Below are 14,484 nucleotides of genomic sequence, written 5' to 3'. Positions count from 1 at the left end.
CCTCATGCCTTGGGCAGCAAGACCCAGAAGGTGGCGCCCTCGCCCGGCGCCGAGATCACGCCGATCGAGCCGCCCTGCAACTCGACTAATCGCTTGGCCAGGGCCAGGCCGACGCCGTGCCCCTCGACCGTCGAACGCTCAAGGCCCAGGCGGTTGAAGGGTTCGAACAGCTGCGCCTGCTTCTGAAGCGACAGGCCGGGGCCGAAATCGCTGACCTCGATGCGGACGCAGTCATCCTGACGAAGCGCGCGCAGGATGACGCGGCCGCCGGATCCGCCGTATTTCAGCGCATTGCTGGTCAGGTTGGTGATGATCTGGGCCAGACGCTGGGAGTCCGCGACCGCAATCAAGCCATCGCCCTCGCACATCACCTCGACGGCGACCCGGTCGGCGTCGGGCCACAGCAGGCACGTGCGGCGCACGTCTTCCAGCAGCCCTGGAATGTCGGTCGGCCGCAAATCGACCCGGACGGCCCCGGATTCGGCGCGGGCCACATCCAGCAGATCGTGCGCCAGGGTCTCGACCTGCCGCGCGGTCTTGACCAGCATGTCGGACATCTCGGCCTGCTGGGCCGAGACCGGCCCGAGATGGCCCTGTCGCCACAGATCGCCGATGCCGATGATGCCGGCCACGGGGCTCTTGATCTCGTGGGCGACGTTGGCGAGCAGGCGGGACTTGGCCTCCGAGGCCTTTTCGGCGCGTTCGCGACCGACGCGCGCGCGCTCCGCCAGAAGATCGCGCTCTTCCAGCAGCGAGGCCACCAGCAGGACGGGCATATAGCCGATCAGCACCAGCATCTGGGCCATCAGAACCTGGTGGGTCAGGTCGCCCTTGGCATAGGGGCCATGTCCCATCATGGCGCTGCCGACCAACAGGATGCTCATCACGACCAGGGTGAAGGCCGCGCCGGCGACGCCGAGCCGGACCGCGATGCCGAGCAACAACGGGAGCATGACAAACCCCATCGGCACGTCGCCCGTGAAGGCGACATAATAGAAGACGGGCACCAGGCCGATCAGAATTACGGCCTCGATCAGTTTCCTGGGCTTCAGCAGGCGGGCGAACATCGCAGGCGTCAGCGACATGCCCAGCGACCCCAGTACGGCGATGCCCAGTGTGTGGCCGAGCCACCAGGTCTGGAAGCCCTGCCAGACGATGTCGCCCTGGCCCATCACGGACAGGATCAGGACGCTGCACAGGGCAGCGGGGATCGGCGCCAGGACCGCCGCAAAGAACAGGAAGCTGACCGCGCCATTCAGACTGGACAGGTTGAGCGTCGGCGAGAAGCGGCGCGCCAGCAGAACGGCCGCCACGATCTCGATCATGCTGGCGATGGCGAAGGCCAGGGCCAGCGGCGGCTTGTTGCCGGCGATGATCTCGCCGATCAGGATGCTGACGGTCAGGACGCCGGCGAAGGTAAGGTCGCTGGCGCGGCCACGGCTGGTGCGCAGCCAGACAGCGACGGCGACGCCGCTGGCGCCCCACAGGCCCGCCACCAGTCCGGCCGAACGGGCATAGGCGATCGCCAGGGCGACCAGGATGGCGACCGCCACGCCCGTCAGCACCGGGATCAGCGGGCTGGAACCGTCCGGACCTTCGGCGCCGACGGGTACGGGCCGATGGCCAGCCGCCATCACGCCCTTCACGGACGTGCTGGGGGGATCGTCGACATTGAGCGCGCGGCTCAGAATCATGGACAGGTTCCGACCAATCAGAGGTCGGCATAGGATCAGCCGGTTCCTAATATCCCCTGAAGTCAGGGCCTCAATTTTTCATTGAAGCGCCTGACGGCCTCGGCCGGGCCGTCAGGATGGTTCCAGACCCCGCCGCTGACCGCCACGAAGTCGGCGCCGGCGTGGGCCAACTCGGCGGCGTTGTCGACCGTGATGCCGCCGATGGCCACGCAAGGCGTCTCGACCGTTTCCTGCCACACCGTCAGGATGTCCAAGGACGGGCGATGCACCGTTGCCTTTGTCTCCGTGGGATAAAAGGCGCCGAAGGCGACGTAATCGGCGCCGCCTTCTGCGGCGTCCCAGGCCAGATCGCGGTCGTCGTGGCAGGTGACGCCGATCATGGCGTCCGGTCCCATGATACGCCGCGCCTCGGCCAGCGAGCCGTCTTCCTGACCGATGTGAACGCCGTCGCAGCCGGCAGCCCGCGCCAGATCGGGCCGGTCGTTCAGCAGGACCGCGACATCATGACGCCGCGCAATGGGAGCTAACACCTCGACCGCCGTGCGGATGGCGGCGTCGTCGGCGGGCTTCAGCCGGATCTGCAAGGCCGCGACATCGCCGGCGGCCAAGGCCTGATCCAGGGTCTGCGCAAAGGCGTTCAGGTCGGCGATCGCGGGCGGCGTGATCAGATACAGCCGGCAGGGCGGACGCTCGGGGACGGTGGGTGTTCGGGCCATATCCGTCATTGCCTGCCCCCGCGACGATCCGTCAACGGCCCAAGGCTGGGCGAAACCGTGCGAACGACTTGCAATCGCCTTAAGGGCTGCTATAGCGAACCATTCTCAGTCAGTGAAACGTGTAGCGCCTCGTGTACGTCTGCAACTGTAACGGTCTTCGTCAGCGTGATGTCGCCCAGGCCATCGAGGCCGGCGCCTGCCGTCCGCGTGACATCTTTGCGCGCAACCAGTGCCAGGCCCAGTGCGCCAAATGCGTCTGCGAAATGCGTCAGATGATTCAGGAAAGCCGCGAAGCGTTCGCACTCGCAGCCGAATAGTTTGCTTCGCCTGCGGGCGACAGTCACTCGCACTCTCAATGCAGTGATAAAAACTCGCAAATAAACACGCTGCGTTTTACTGTGTTATGGCTGCGCTCGACAGACGGCGACAGCGCCGTGGCGAGACCAAGGACCGTGGCTATGAAGGGTGACCCCGCAATCCTGCGCACGCTGAACGCAGTGCTGACCAACGAGCTGACGGCCGTGAATCAGTATTTCCTGCATGCCCGCATGTTCGAAAGCTGGGGCCTCGCGCACCTGGGCAACGTCATCTACGAAGAATCGATCGGCGAGATGAAGCACGCCGACATGCTGATCAAACGCATCCTGTTCCTGGACGGCCTGCCCAACCTGCAGGACCTGCACAAGTTGAAGGTCGGCGAAGATCCGATCGAATGCCTGGGCGCCGACCTGCAACTGGAACTGGACAGCCGCGCCACGACCGCCGCCGCCGTGACCCAGTGCGAGGAAACCCGCGATTACGTCAGCCGTGACCTGCTGATGAAAATCCTGGCCGACACCGAAGAGCACATCGACTTCCTGGAAAACCAGCACAAGCTGATCGAGCTGATGGGCGCACAGAACTATCTGCAATCGGCGATGAAAGAGATCATCACCGAAGGCGCGGCGACCGGCAACTAAGCTCTGCCTTCTGACGGAACTCCAATCCGCTCCGGCCATTAGCCTGTCAGGGCCAAGCTGGAGCGGACCATGACCGATATCGACGACGCCATCGACGACGTGCGCGACGCCGCCGTGGACTTGCTGAACAGCGAGGGCCGCAGCGCCGGCCATGTGGTCGCCGGGATCGCCCTGACCGTCGGCTTTGCGCTTTTGGCCCACACCATCGCCTCGGGGGCCCTGACGCCCAAGCGCAATCTGAAACAGGTCCGCAAGAAGGATCTGCCGATCACCGAGAAGCCGCGGGGCGCCTTCAGCCTGATCCTGCCCGCCGTGTTTTCCGCCACCACCCTGTCCGCGGTGCGGGTGTGGAATGCGCCGTCGCGGCCCGAACGCACCCGCGCCATGGGCCTGTGGCTGGCGGCCCAGACGGTGAACGCCGTCTGGCTGGGGCTGCGTCCGTCGTCGATGGCGCGCCAGGTGATCGCCGCCATGTCGTCGGCGGGTCTGGCCGCCGCCTTCGCACACGAAGCGCGCAAGCTGGACGAAGGGGCCGGCAAGATGGCGGCGCCGCTGGGGTCGGGCGTGCGGTTCGGAAACTTCCTGCATCGCAAGGCCGATGACGCTTCGGGCGGGCGCACCCTGCATTAGGTTGCGTCGCCTTGCCCTTTATCGGGGCTTCCTCTAGGGATCGCGCCCTATTCGCCTCGCCCCGAACGGTGCGAGGGCGCAACCCCATTTCCGATGTGACCCCATGAAGATCAACGGCAACACCATCAAGCCCGGCATGGTCCTGCAGCACAATGGCGGCCTGTGGGTCGTCACCAAGGCCAGCCACGTCAAGCCCGGCAAGGGCGGCGCCTTCGCCAACGTCGAGGCCAAGAACCTGGAAACCGGCAACAAGCTGAACGAACGCTTCCGGTCGGAAGACAAGGTCGAGCGCGTGACGCTGGAACAGAAGGACTTTTCCTATCTGTTCGACAACGGCGACAGCCTGGTCTTCATGGACGACGCCACCTACGAGCAGATCGAACTGCAAAAGGACTGGGTCGGCGAAGAGCGTATCCCCTATCTGCAAGAAGGCATGAGGGTCGTCATCGAGATGCACGAAGAGCGTCCGATCGGCCTGGAACTGCCCGATCAGGTCGTGCTGGAAGTCGCCGAGACCGAGCCGACCGTGAAGGGCCAGACCGCCTCGTCGTCCTACAAGCCCGCGCTGGCGTCGAACGGCGTGCGCATCATGATCCCGCCCTATATGTCGGCCGGCGAGCGTATCGTCGTCGACACTACCAGCGGCGAATACGTCCGCCGCGCGGACTAACAGACCACCATGCCAAAGCGGCCCCTTTCGGGGCCGTTCCTTTCTGAACTTCTCCGACTGTCCGGCTGCGGCTTTGAAGGACTTTCGGACCAGGAGATTCCTCGATGGCCCTCGCCTCCGCCCTGCTCCAAGTCATGACCGATGCGGTGCGCAAGACCGCCCGCCCGATGCTGCGCGACTTCGGCGAAGTCTCCCAGCTTCAGGTGTCGAGAAAGGGCCCCGGCGACTTCGTCACGGCCGCCGACCTGAAGGCCGAGGACACGCTCTACGAACTGCTGATGAAGGCCCGCCCCGGCTATGGCTTCCTGGGCGAGGAACGCGGCATGATCGAGGGGACGGACAAGTCCCACACCTGGATCGTCGATCCGATCGACGGCACCACCAACTTCATGCACGCCATGCCTCACTTCGCCATCACGGTGGGGCTGGAGCGCCGCGCGCCGGACGGGTCGAGCGAGATCGTCGCCGGCGTGACCTACAACCCGGTCATGAACGAGCTGTTCTGGGCCGAAAAGGGCAAGGGCTGCTATCTGAACGACCAGCGCATCCGCGTCGCCGGCCGTCGTGATCTGTCCGAAAGCCTGATCGCCACCGGCCTGCCCTTCATCGGCAAGTCGGGTCACGCCCAGTCGATCAAGGACCTGCACGCCGTGGGACAGCGAGTCGCCGGCATCCGCCGCCTGGGCTCGGCCGCCCTGGACTTCGCCTGGGTCGCGGCCGGTCGCTATGACGCCTATTATGAGCGCAATCTGAAGCCCTGGGACGTGGCGGCGGGCATCCTGTTCGTCACCGAGGCCGGCGGCCGCGTCACGACCATCGAAGACGACGGCGACCCGAAGACGGGCAAGTCGATCCTGGCGTCGAACACCGAACTGCATCCGCACCTGCGCAAGGTTCTGCAGGGCTGATTGTCATAGGGGCGACGCGCCCCTGCCCTATCCAAGGCGGATGATCCGTTTCATCCTGTGCGGCCTCGTCCTTCTGACCGGAACGCCAGCCTTGGCTCAGCCCCTGATCATCGCTCATCGCGGCGCGTCCGGCGAACGGCCGGAGCATACGCGCGCGGCCTATGTGCTGGCGATCGAACAGGGCGCAGACGTGATCGAGCCGGATCTGGTGCTGACCAGGGACGGCGTCTTCGTCGATCGGCATGAGAACGAGATCGGCGGCACGACGGACGTGGGCGACCGGCCCGAGTTCGCGGGCCGTCGGACGACCAAGACCATCGACGGCGTCGAGACCACCGGCTGGTTCACCGAAGACTTTACCAGGGCCGAGTTGAAGACGCTGAGGGCCAGGGAGCGGCTGCCCGCGTTTCGACCGAACAGCGCCGCCTATGACGGTCAGCAGCCGATCCTGACCTTCGACGAGGTCGTCGCCATCGCGCGCGAGGCCTCGGCGCGGACCGGGCGGACGATCGCCGTGGCGCCGGAGTTGAAACACCCGACCTATTTCGCCGCGATCGGTTTGCCAATGGAGGACGGCTTCGTTGCGGAACTGGAGCGGCTGGGCCTGACGGGCGCCGACGCCCCGATCATCATTCAGTGTTTCGAGGTCGGGCCGCTGGAGCGGTTGGCGAGGCGGATCGATGCGCCGCTGGCTCAACTCGTGGCGGCCAAGGGCGGACCGGCGGACCGGGCGGACGTGACCTATGCGCAGATGATCACGCCCGACGGACTGAAGACGATCGCGACCTATGCCGACTGGGTCGCTCCGGAGATGACCCTGGTTCTGCCGCGCGACGCCGAAGGTCGCACGACCGCGCCGAGCCCCCTGGTCGCCGACGCCCATGCGGCGGGCCTCAAAGTCGTGATCTGGACCCTGCGGGCCGAGAACGCCTTCCTGCCTGTCGAGCGACGCAGCGGCGACGATCCGGCCGGGCACGGCGACATGACCGGCTATGCCGCAGCCTTCGCCGAGGCCGGGGTCGATGCGCTGTTCAGCGACTTCCCGGCCCTGGCGCGAACCACGGCGCCCTAGTTGCGGAACTGAAGCTCGGCGAGGCGGGCGTAGAGGCCGCCCTGGGCGACGAGTTGCTCGTGGGTGCCCTCTTCGACCACGCGGCCGTCGTCCATGACGACGATGCGGTCGGCGCGCAGGACAGTGGCGAGGCGGTGGGCGATAACCAGGGTGGTGCGCTCCTCCATCGCCTGATCGAGGGCGACCTGGACCAGGCGCTCGCTTTCGGCGTCCAGCGCGCTGGTGGCCTCGTCGAGCAGCAGGATGGGGGCGTCGCGGACCAGGGCGCGGGCGATGGCCAGGCGCTGGCGCTGGCCGCCCGACAGACTCTTGCCGCGCTCGCCGAGCGGGGTATCGAACCCTTCCGGCAGGGCGTCGATGAAGCCGAGCGCCTGGGCCTTTTCGGCGACGGCGCGGGCCTCTTCCAGGGTGGTGTTCTCGCGGCCGAAGCGGATGTTCTCCAAGGCCGAGCCCGAGAACAGCGGCGTTTCCTGCGACACCCAGGCGAAGCGGTCGCGCACGGCGACGGGATCGGCCTGGCGCACATCCACGCCGTCGACCGAAACCATGCCCGTCTGCGGATCATAGAAGCGCAGCAGCAGGCGGAAGACCGTGGACTTGCCGGCGCCGGACGGGCCGACCAGGGCGACCGTCTCGCCGGGGCGTACGGTCAGGCTGAAGCCCTTCAGGGCCGGCAGATCCGGGCGGCCCGGATAGGCGAAACCGACGGCCGACATCGACACCTCGCCGCGCGGGGGCGTCGGCAGGGCCGTGGGCTGCGGCGGCGGGGCGATGCCGGCGACGGCGCGCATCAGCTCCTCGATCCGCTCCATGGCGCCGGCGGCCTTTTGCACGTCGCCCCAGCTTTCGCCGAGCGCGCCCACGGCGCCCGCGGCGAAGACCGACAGAAGGACGAACTGAAGCAGGGCGCCGGGCGTCATGGCGCCCTTCACCACGTCCTGAGCGCCCAGCCACAGCACCAGGGTCACGCCGCCGAACATGACGACGATGATCAGGGCGGTCATCCAGGCGCGGGCCTGCATCCGGGTCAGGGAGGCGTTGAACGCGTCCTCGACCGCCGCGCCGAAGCGGGTGATGGCGCTCTGTTCGCGGCCGAAGGCCTGGACCGTCTCGATGGCGTCCACGCTTTCGCCGGCGAAGCCGACGGCGTTGGCGAAGCGGTCCTGAGACGCGACGGTCAGTTTGCGCACCTTGCGGCCGAAGATGAAGATCGGCCCCAGGAGGAAGGGCACGATCAGCAGGACGAAGCCGGTCAGTTTGGGGCTGACGAAGAACAGCAGGGCCACGCCGCCGATCAGGGTCAGGAAGTTGCGCAGCGCATAAGAAATCGACGTCGTCATCAACGTCTCGACCAGGGCGATGTCCGTGGTCAGGCGCGACAGCACTTCGCCGGTGCGCATATGGGCGTAGAAGGAGGGGTCGAGCGTCAGGATGCGGCCGAACAAGCCCTTTCGCACATCGGCGATGACGCGCTCGCCCGTGCGGGTGACGAAATAGTAGCGGGCGGCGGTCGCCAGCCCCAGGAACAGGGCGTTGGCGCCCAGCAGCAGGAACCAGATGTTCAGATTGGCGCCGCCGGCCTCGAATCCATGGTCGATGGCGCCGCGCGCCAGGGCGGTCAGGCCCAGCGAGGCGGCGGTGGACAACAGCAGCCAGAAGACCGCCATCAGGGCATGACCCTTGTGGCGCATGGCGAAGGGAATCAGTCGCGCCAGCGGGCGGATGTCCCGACGTTTGGCGCGCTTGGCGCCCGCTTCGGACATCTGTTCGGCCAGAAGGGCGCCCGCGCTGGGCCGTCCTTCCAGCGACGCCATGCCCGAGGCGCGGTTGGCGGATGAGGCGGAGGCGGCGGCTTGATCGGTCATTTCGCCCGCCTCTTGCCCCGGAACGCCCCCCGGTGTAAACGCCGCCCCTCATTCCCGCCGGCTTTCTGGCGGGTTTCTCATTTCACGCGCACGGACGGTCGGCATCGTCACCGCGCAGAGACCGGACGACGACCATGAAGGCGGATACCCATCCCGACTACCACTTCATCACCGTGGTGATGACCGACGGCAGCACCTACCAGACCCGTTCGACCTACGGGAAGGAAGGCGACAAGCTGGCCCTCGACATCGACCCGACGACGCACCCGGCCTGGACGGGCGGCAACGCCCAGCTGATGGACCGCGGCGGTCGCGTCTCGCGCTTCAACAACAAGTTCGCCGGCTTCATCAAGAAGTAAGCGCGTCCCGGCTGCGACATCTCGCAGCAATCGGAACATCAAGAGCGTCGGTCGCAAGGCCGGCGCTTTTTGTTTGGTCGGAACACCGATAATGTGGGGGCGTTCGGGTACCAGGGGCGTCGGCCACGCTGGCCGAAGCGATCGAAGAAGCGGAAGACGATGAATAGACGGCAACTGGGTCTGGGCGTCGCGACGGCGGCCATGACCCTTGGCTCGGCGGCGCGCGCGCAGCAGGTCTTCGTGCAGCGCGGACCGGAGGCGACGGCCTTCTACAACAGCTTCAACGACCAGATTTCCCGTCTGCCCGAGACGCAGCAGGCCGATGTTCGCGCCTTTTATGAAATGAACGGCTGGCGGCCGGTGTGGAACGCCGACCGGGTGCGGGCGCTGAATACGGTCGCGGCCGGCGCCAATCGCCATGGCCTGGCGGGCTCTGACTATTTCGACTTTGTGGGACTGGCGGCCGATCCCGCGAGCGCGGATCTGCGGACCACGGCGGCGGCGCTGGCCTACGCCCGCGTCCTGGCCGAGGGCAAGGTGCGGCCCGAGACCGTCGAAGATTTGTGGGAAATGCAGAAGAACCGCGTGGACCTGCCGCGCGGTCTCAGCGACGCCTTGACCCGCAATGTGCTGGGCCAATGGTACGACGGCCTGGCGCCCACCGACATCGGCTATCAGAATCTGTCGGCCGGCTATGTCCGCTATCGCCGTCTGGCGGCGCAGGGCGGCTGGCCCCGCTTCACCCAGGGCGCGACCATCGAGCCGGGCAACAGCGATCGTCGCATCCCCGCCCTGATCGACCGCCTGACGGCCGAGGGCGACCTGTCGGCCGCAGACGGCGCACGGCTGAAGTCGCAGGGCCTGGTTTACAACGCCGAACTGCAACGTGCGGTGCAGAGCTTCCAGAACCGGCATGGCCTGGGCGCCGACGGGCGGATCGGCGCGGGCACCCAGCGCTCGCTGGGCGCCTCGGCAGAGGATCGTGCGCGTCAGATCGCGCTGAACCTGGAGCGCCGTCGCTGGCTGAAGCGCGAGGTCGCGCCCGAGCGGATCGAGGTCAACACCGCCGCCGCCATCATGGTCTATTGGAAGGACGGCAAGCCGGTTCACTCCAACCGCGTCGTCGTCGGCTCGGCCGAGAACCAGACGCCAAGCCTGGAAAAGCCGTTCGCCTCGGTCGTGGCCAATCCGCCCTGGTATGTGCCGGCCGGCATCGCGCGCCGCGAAATCCTGCCCAAGGGGCCGGGCTATCTGGCCGCCAACGACATGTATGTGAAGGACGGCATGGTCATCCAGCGCGCCGGTCCGCGTTCGGCCCTGGGCTATGTGAAGTTCGAACTGCGCGACAGCTACGCCATCTTCCTGCACGACACGCCGTCGAAAGCCGCCTTCAACCTGTCCACGCGTCAGCGCAGCCACGGCTGCGTGCGGGTGCAGAATGCGGTGGAGTTCGCGCGCCTGCTGCTGTCGCCCGATCCGACCAAGCTGGCCCAGTTCGACACGGCGCAGGACACGCGCGAGACGACGCGCGTGACCACCGGACGCGAGATCTCGGTGCGGCTGCTGTACTGGACCGCCTTCGTGGACGGTCAGGGCCGGGTGGCGTTCCGCGAGGACGTCTATGGCCGCGACGACAAGCTGGCGCAGGCGCTGGGCATCGGCGTCAATCTGCCCAAGCCCATCGACGACGGCCGGGCGGACGCCAACGACGTCGGGCCGTAAAGGGGGCGATCAGCCCCTGAAGGCCGCCTCGAGCATGCCCATCTGGCTGAGCACCGGGTTTTCCGGGGCTTGTTCCTGATCGTCTGAATACATGCGGCGATCCAGATACAGGGTGCGGTCAAACAGCTTTTCCGACCGCACGAGGTATTCGACCAGGGCGATCGGCAGTTCGGCGTGGCTCGGCTCGGCGTCGATGCGGCGCTCATTCAGGCGATAGCGCGGCTCGCAGGCGGTTTCCGGCGACATGTCGTCTTCGCGCACGGCGCGCTGGACCAGAAGCCAGGAGGCGATCTGCATCAGGCGGGTGGTCAGCTTCATGCTCTCGGCCGCATAGGCCAGGGCGGCGGCGCGCGACAGCATCTTGGAATCGCGACGGCCCTCGCCGTCCAGATAGGCAGCGGTTTCCTCGACCAGTTCCATGCCTTCGCGGAAGGTGCGATCGAACAGCTCGGACCGGGCGAAATCGCGAACGGTGCGGCTGCGGTCAGCGGGGGACGGAGCGGAGGTCATTTGAGCATTGATCATCAGAGAAGGTCGGGTCCGTCCTGCAATCGGCGCCTGGCGGGGCCGTTCGCACGAAAGATGCAACGCTCATGCCATGCCAGCGGATCATTCGCGATCACGAACCGAAGTTGAACAGGGCGTCGGCGGCGTTTTTCTTGGAGCGTTTCGTCTCGATCGCGGCGCGCGAGCGCGTGATCTCGGCCTCAAGCGCGGCGATCCGCTCCTGCAAATCCTCGACGGCGTAAACATCCAGATCTTCGCGTGACAGGGCCCGCAGCGGTTCGCCGCGTTGCGGGCGGGGTTCAAGATCTTCGAACATCGTCGCCTTCCTTTCGCGCTGTCATGGCCAAGGCGGTCCACGGTCCCTATCTGAACGCCCGGATACGGACGAATGCAAGGCGAGTGCGATGCGCGTGATCGAAATCGAAGGCGGTTCCGGATCGGCCGAGGCCCTGAAGATCGCCGAACGGCCCGATCCCGTGGCGAGGCCGGGTCAGGTGCTGATCCGGGTGCGGGCGGCGGGCGTGAACCGGCCGGACCTGCTGCAACGCACCGGCGCCTACCCCCCTCCCCCCGGTGCGTCGGACGTTCTGGGGCTTGAAATCGCCGGCGAGATCGAGGCCGTTGGGGAGGGCGTCACGCGCTGGACGGTCGGCGACCGGGTCTGCGCCCTTCTGGGCGGCGGCGGCTATGCGGAGTTGGCCGTGGTCGACGCGCGTCATGTCCTGCCGATCCCCGAGGGTCTGGATTACGTGCAGGCGGCCGTGCTGCCGGAAACCGTCTTCACCGTCTTCGCCAATGTGTTCGAGGGCGGCGCTTTGAAGGCCGGCGAGACGTTGCTGATCCACGGGGCGACCAGCGGCATCGGCGTGACGGCCATTCAGATGGCCAAGGCCGCCGGCGCCCGGGTGATCGCCACCTCGCGCGGGGCGGACAAGGCCGCAGCCGCAAAGGCGCTGGGCGCGGACATCAGCCTGGACGCCAAGAGCGATGATCTGGAGGCGCAAATCCGCGAGGCGGGCGGCGCGGATGTGGTTCTGGACATGGTGGGGCGCGATTACGCCGCCCTGAACCTGAACAGTCTGAATGCGGGCGGGCGCTGGGTGGTCATCGCCTCACTTTCAGGCCCCAAGGTCGAGATGGATTTGCAGCGGATCATGCTGAAGCGGTTGACACTGACCGGATCGACGCTGCGCAGCCGCCCGGCGGACGAAAAGGCGCGTCTGACCGCGGCTGTCGAGGCGACCGCCTGGCCGTGGGTCGCATCTGGCAAGGTGAAGCCGCCGGTTCAGGCGGTCTTCGCGTTGGAACAGGCGGCCGATGCGCACGCCGAACTGGAAGCCGGCGGGCACATCGGCAAGATCGTGCTGAGCGTCTAGTAGCGCCCGCCGCGCACGGGGCGCAGCGACGAGATGTTGTCGTTGAAGCCGCCGTTCAGGAAGCGGACGTCGCCTTCGACGATGCGGCAGCGCCCCCGGAACTCGGCGTCGGTGCAGACTTCCCAGCGGCCCTCGACGCGCATCGAGCTGATGCGGTCGTTGAACGGGGTGCGGCCCAGGTTACGGTCCTCGCTGGTGAATTCACGCGAGGCGCCGCGGAAGTTGGCGTCTTCATAGACGGTGATCGAGGACCGACCCCAGCCGCCGCCATTGCCGCCGCCCCAGCCCCCTTCGTCTTCCCACTGGCCTCGCACCGGACCGCAGACCAACAGGCCATTTTCATTCGCGATGTCGAAGCGGCCGCAGCGGCTGTAGTCCAACGAGCTGGCGCGACGATCCCGACCGCCGCCCTCGCAGCGGGCGAACAGGCGACCGCCGCGCACCGAGGCGTCCGTGCAGCTTTGACGATAACTGCCCTGGGGCGCGCGGCCGGCGCCCCAGTCTGGCCCACCGTTGCCGGGGCCCCAGCCGCCCGGACGGCCGGGCTGGCTGTCTTCATAGTCGCCACGGAAACGCCCGCAGATCAGCAGGCCGTTGTCATTGTTGATCTCCTCGCCGCCGCAGCGGTTCAGCTCGATCGACGTGCCGCGCATCCGGCCGCGGGTATCGCGGCAATCGGCATAGAGACGACCGCGATTTACATAGGCTTCGGAACACGACTGTGTGTAGCCGCCGCGCGGGGCGACGCGTTGCTGCGCATAGTCCTGGCCCGAGGCCATCGCTGCGGCCAGAGCCGCGCCAAGCAGAATGGACATGGTGGTTCTCCTCTCCCGAAGCTGAAAAGCTTCATTACCGCGAAGGTTGCGTCAGGGCGGATGAACCGTTGCTGTATGGGATTGTCGCTCAGCGTTTTCTTTTGTGTCGAATAGGCCTATATCGGCATCATACGCGCCCGGTCGAAAGGCCGGGCGCCGTCGTATCCAACGCCAGCCGAAGCCTCATTCGGCGGCTCAACAACACCGGGACGAACGCCCCATGAGCGACATTCTGATGCCCAAGGCCACTGCGGTCTGGCTGGTCGACAACACCTCTCTCAGCTTCGAGCAGATCGCCGACTTCTGCGGCCTGCACCCGCTGGAAGTTCGCGGCATCGCCGACGGCGACGTGGCGCGCGACATCCGTGGCGTGGATCCCGTCACCGGCGGCCAACTGACGCGCGAAGAACTGGACAAGGCCCAGGGCGACGAGAACTATCGCATGAAGGCGATCGTCAGCCGCCACGCCGAACTGCTGAAGTCGGCCAAGCCGGCGCCGAAATACACGCCGGTGTCGCGTCGCCAGGACCGCCCCGACGCCATCGCCTGGTTCGTGCGCAACCACCCCGAGGTGACCGACGCCCAGATCGCCAAGATGCTGGGTACGACCAAGTCCACCATCGAAAGCGTGCGCAACCGCACCCACTGGAACAGCGCCAACATCAAACCGGTCGATCCGGTGACGCTGGGCCTGGTCGGCCAGCTGGCGCTGGACGAAATCGTCAAGAAGGCCGCCGACAAGAAGGCCAAGGACGACCTGAAGAACGGCGGCGGCACGATCCAGCCCGTCGAACAGGTCGAGGCCGAGCCCGAGTTCGTGCCGGAAGCCCGCCAACGTCCCGGCGCCGAGCCGACGGCGGAATCGGTGTTCGGCACCAAGGACTGATCCGCCTTCGCGCAACGAAAACGGCCCCGGAGAGCGATCTCCGGGGCCGTCGTCGTTTTCAGGCAGACGGACGCTAGGTCGCGCGCGCCTCCAGACTGGTGATTTCTTCCTTCAGCCGAAGCTTCTTCTGCTTCAGCGCCCTGACCTGCAACGGATCCGTGGACGGGCGGGTAAGCTCCTTCTGGATGGTCTCATCCAGGGTGCGATGACGATTACCCAGTTCGCGAATACGAGCCTCGATGGTCATGGCTTGCGCCTCCTTTGGTTAGGGACCAGTAGAGTGAGCGCCCGGTTTGGCGCGCTGT

The 14,484-nt window shown here is 66.8% G+C and carries 17 protein-coding genes; 10 read left to right on the top strand and 7 right to left on the bottom strand.

Features of this window, described 5'->3' with window-relative positions; all coding sequences use genetic code 11:
• Positions 1-2: 2 nt before the first annotated feature.
• Together E7T10_RS06975 and thiE are read right to left on the bottom strand one after the other, a co-directional pair.
• A complete protein-coding gene (locus E7T10_RS06975) occupies positions 3-1,694 on the bottom strand; it encodes a HAMP domain-containing sensor histidine kinase (protein ID WP_137721243.1) in 1,692 nt (563 codons plus the stop codon).
• A gap of 62 nt (positions 1,695-1,756) precedes the next feature.
• Positions 1,757-2,410, bottom strand: a complete 654-nt coding sequence (thiE, locus tag E7T10_RS06970; RefSeq protein WP_137721242.1) for a thiamine phosphate synthase — start codon at positions 2,408-2,410, stop codon at positions 1,757-1,759.
• A gap of 131 nt (positions 2,411-2,541) precedes the next feature.
• On the opposite strand from thiE, the gene E7T10_RS06965 reads away from it, so the two are divergent.
• The 6 genes from E7T10_RS06965 to E7T10_RS06940 all read left to right on the top strand — a co-directional run bounded on the left by E7T10_RS06965 (position 2,542) and on the right by E7T10_RS06940 (position 6,649).
• Positions 2,542-2,727, top strand: coding sequence for a bacterioferritin-associated ferredoxin (locus E7T10_RS06965; protein ID WP_017504559.1), 186 nt, complete (start codon positions 2,542-2,544; stop codon positions 2,725-2,727).
• 141 nt (positions 2,728-2,868) lie between these two features.
• Positions 2,869-3,369, top strand: a complete 501-nt coding sequence (gene bfr, locus E7T10_RS06960) for a bacterioferritin (RefSeq protein WP_045810501.1) — start codon at positions 2,869-2,871, stop codon at positions 3,367-3,369.
• A gap of 69 nt (positions 3,370-3,438) precedes the next feature.
• Positions 3,439-3,999 (top strand): tryptophan-rich sensory protein, encoded by a 561-nt coding sequence (locus E7T10_RS06955; RefSeq protein WP_137721241.1) that lies wholly within the window; start codon positions 3,439-3,441, stop codon positions 3,997-3,999.
• Between the two features lie 103 nt (positions 4,000-4,102).
• Positions 4,103-4,669 carry an elongation factor P gene (gene efp / locus E7T10_RS06950; protein ID WP_137721240.1) on the top strand — a complete coding sequence of 189 codons (567 nt, stop codon included), beginning with the start codon at positions 4,103-4,105 and terminating at the stop codon, positions 4,667-4,669.
• Positions 4,670-4,773: 104 nt separating this feature from the next.
• On the top strand, positions 4,774-5,577 hold the full coding sequence (locus E7T10_RS06945; RefSeq protein ID WP_039245289.1) for an inositol monophosphatase family protein: 804 nt from the start codon (positions 4,774-4,776) through the stop codon (positions 5,575-5,577).
• 40 nt (positions 5,578-5,617) lie between these two features.
• Complete coding sequence (locus E7T10_RS06940; protein WP_137721239.1) at positions 5,618-6,649, top strand: glycerophosphodiester phosphodiesterase; 1,032 nt, start codon at positions 5,618-5,620, stop codon at positions 6,647-6,649.
• On the opposite strand, the gene E7T10_RS06935 is transcribed toward E7T10_RS06940, so the two are convergent.
• Positions 6,646-8,514 (bottom strand): ABC transporter transmembrane domain-containing protein, encoded by a 1,869-nt coding sequence (locus tag E7T10_RS06935; RefSeq protein ID WP_137721238.1) that lies wholly within the window; start codon positions 8,512-8,514, stop codon positions 6,646-6,648. The genes E7T10_RS06940 and E7T10_RS06935 overlap by 4 nt on opposite strands.
• Before the next feature lie 134 nt (positions 8,515-8,648).
• Here E7T10_RS06935 and rpmE point away from each other — a divergent pair, with 134 nt between their 5' ends.
• Positions 8,649-8,873 carry a 50S ribosomal protein L31 gene (rpmE, locus tag E7T10_RS06930; protein WP_039245294.1) on the top strand — a complete coding sequence of 75 codons (225 nt, stop codon included), beginning with the start codon at positions 8,649-8,651 and terminating at the stop codon, positions 8,871-8,873.
• 159 nt (positions 8,874-9,032) lie between these two features.
• A complete protein-coding gene (locus E7T10_RS06925; protein ID WP_045810272.1) occupies positions 9,033-10,595 on the top strand; it encodes a murein L,D-transpeptidase in 1,563 nt (520 codons plus the stop codon).
• 9 nt (positions 10,596-10,604) lie between these two features.
• Here the strand turns inward: E7T10_RS06925 and E7T10_RS06920 are convergent, their stop codons facing one another.
• Both E7T10_RS06920 and E7T10_RS06915 read right to left on the bottom strand, forming a co-directional pair.
• On the bottom strand, positions 10,605-11,105 hold the full coding sequence (locus E7T10_RS06920; protein ID WP_045810273.1) for a DUF1465 family protein: 501 nt from the start codon (positions 11,103-11,105) through the stop codon (positions 10,605-10,607).
• A 109-nt stretch (positions 11,106-11,214) separates the two neighbouring features.
• Positions 11,215-11,418: a DUF1192 domain-containing protein gene (locus E7T10_RS06915; protein ID WP_137721237.1), complete on the bottom strand. Its 204-nt coding sequence runs from the start codon at positions 11,416-11,418 to the stop codon at positions 11,215-11,217.
• 88 nt (positions 11,419-11,506) lie between these two features.
• Between E7T10_RS06915 and E7T10_RS06910 the strand changes: the two genes are divergently transcribed.
• Positions 11,507-12,478 carry an NAD(P)H-quinone oxidoreductase gene (locus tag E7T10_RS06910; protein WP_137721236.1) on the top strand — a complete coding sequence of 324 codons (972 nt, stop codon included), beginning with the start codon at positions 11,507-11,509 and terminating at the stop codon, positions 12,476-12,478.
• Here E7T10_RS06910 and E7T10_RS06905 read toward each other — a convergent pair.
• A complete protein-coding gene (locus tag E7T10_RS06905) occupies positions 12,475-13,293 on the bottom strand; it encodes a beta/gamma crystallin-related protein (protein WP_137721235.1) in 819 nt (272 codons plus the stop codon). The two genes, E7T10_RS06910 and E7T10_RS06905, sit on opposite strands and share 4 nt — an antisense overlap.
• Before the next feature lie 220 nt (positions 13,294-13,513).
• On the opposite strand from E7T10_RS06905, the gene E7T10_RS06900 reads away from it, so the two are divergent.
• Positions 13,514-14,179 carry a DUF1013 domain-containing protein gene (locus E7T10_RS06900; RefSeq protein WP_039245300.1) on the top strand — a complete coding sequence of 222 codons (666 nt, stop codon included), beginning with the start codon at positions 13,514-13,516 and terminating at the stop codon, positions 14,177-14,179.
• A 73-nt stretch (positions 14,180-14,252) separates the two neighbouring features.
• Here the strand turns inward: E7T10_RS06900 and E7T10_RS06895 are convergent, their stop codons facing one another.
• Positions 14,253-14,426, bottom strand: coding sequence for a YdcH family protein (locus tag E7T10_RS06895; RefSeq protein WP_017505994.1), 174 nt, complete (start codon positions 14,424-14,426; stop codon positions 14,253-14,255).
• Between the last annotated feature and the right edge of the window lie 58 nt (positions 14,427-14,484).

This window comes from Brevundimonas sp. SGAir0440 (genome assembly GCF_005484585.1).
Classification (GTDB): Bacteria; Pseudomonadota; Alphaproteobacteria; order Caulobacterales; family Caulobacteraceae; genus Brevundimonas.
This window is presented reverse-complemented; position numbering and strand designations above follow the sequence as displayed.

Excerpts from the sequence above, each read along its gene's own strand:
- E7T10_RS06975 (WP_137721243.1), bottom strand. The coding sequence starts at position 1,694 with ATGATTCTGAGCCGCGCGCTCAATGTCGACGATCCCCCCAGCACGTCC.
- thiE (WP_137721242.1), bottom strand. The coding sequence starts at position 2,410 with ATGGCCCGAACACCCACCGTCCCCGAGCGTCCGCCCTGCCGGCTGTAT.
- bfr (WP_045810501.1), top strand. The coding sequence starts at position 2,869 with ATGAAGGGTGACCCCGCAATCCTGCGCACGCTGAACGCAGTGCTGACC.
- E7T10_RS06955 (WP_137721241.1), top strand. The coding sequence starts at position 3,439 with ATGACCGATATCGACGACGCCATCGACGACGTGCGCGACGCCGCCGTG.
- efp (WP_137721240.1), top strand. The coding sequence starts at position 4,103 with ATGAAGATCAACGGCAACACCATCAAGCCCGGCATGGTCCTGCAGCAC.
- E7T10_RS06945 (WP_039245289.1), top strand. The coding sequence starts at position 4,774 with ATGGCCCTCGCCTCCGCCCTGCTCCAAGTCATGACCGATGCGGTGCGC.
- E7T10_RS06940 (WP_137721239.1), top strand. The coding sequence starts at position 5,618 with ATGATCCGTTTCATCCTGTGCGGCCTCGTCCTTCTGACCGGAACGCCA.
- E7T10_RS06935 (WP_137721238.1), bottom strand. The coding sequence starts at position 8,514 with ATGACCGATCAAGCCGCCGCCTCCGCCTCATCCGCCAACCGCGCCTCG.
- rpmE (WP_039245294.1), top strand. The coding sequence starts at position 8,649 with ATGAAGGCGGATACCCATCCCGACTACCACTTCATCACCGTGGTGATG.
- E7T10_RS06925 (WP_045810272.1), top strand. The coding sequence starts at position 9,033 with ATGAATAGACGGCAACTGGGTCTGGGCGTCGCGACGGCGGCCATGACC.
- E7T10_RS06920 (WP_045810273.1), bottom strand. The coding sequence starts at position 11,105 with ATGACCTCCGCTCCGTCCCCCGCTGACCGCAGCCGCACCGTTCGCGAT.
- E7T10_RS06915 (WP_137721237.1), bottom strand. The coding sequence starts at position 11,418 with ATGTTCGAAGATCTTGAACCCCGCCCGCAACGCGGCGAACCGCTGCGG.
- E7T10_RS06910 (WP_137721236.1), top strand. The coding sequence starts at position 11,507 with ATGCGCGTGATCGAAATCGAAGGCGGTTCCGGATCGGCCGAGGCCCTG.
- E7T10_RS06905 (WP_137721235.1), bottom strand. The coding sequence starts at position 13,293 with ATGTCCATTCTGCTTGGCGCGGCTCTGGCCGCAGCGATGGCCTCGGGC.
- E7T10_RS06900 (WP_039245300.1), top strand. The coding sequence starts at position 13,514 with ATGAGCGACATTCTGATGCCCAAGGCCACTGCGGTCTGGCTGGTCGAC.
- E7T10_RS06895 (WP_017505994.1), bottom strand. The coding sequence starts at position 14,426 with ATGACCATCGAGGCTCGTATTCGCGAACTGGGTAATCGTCATCGCACC.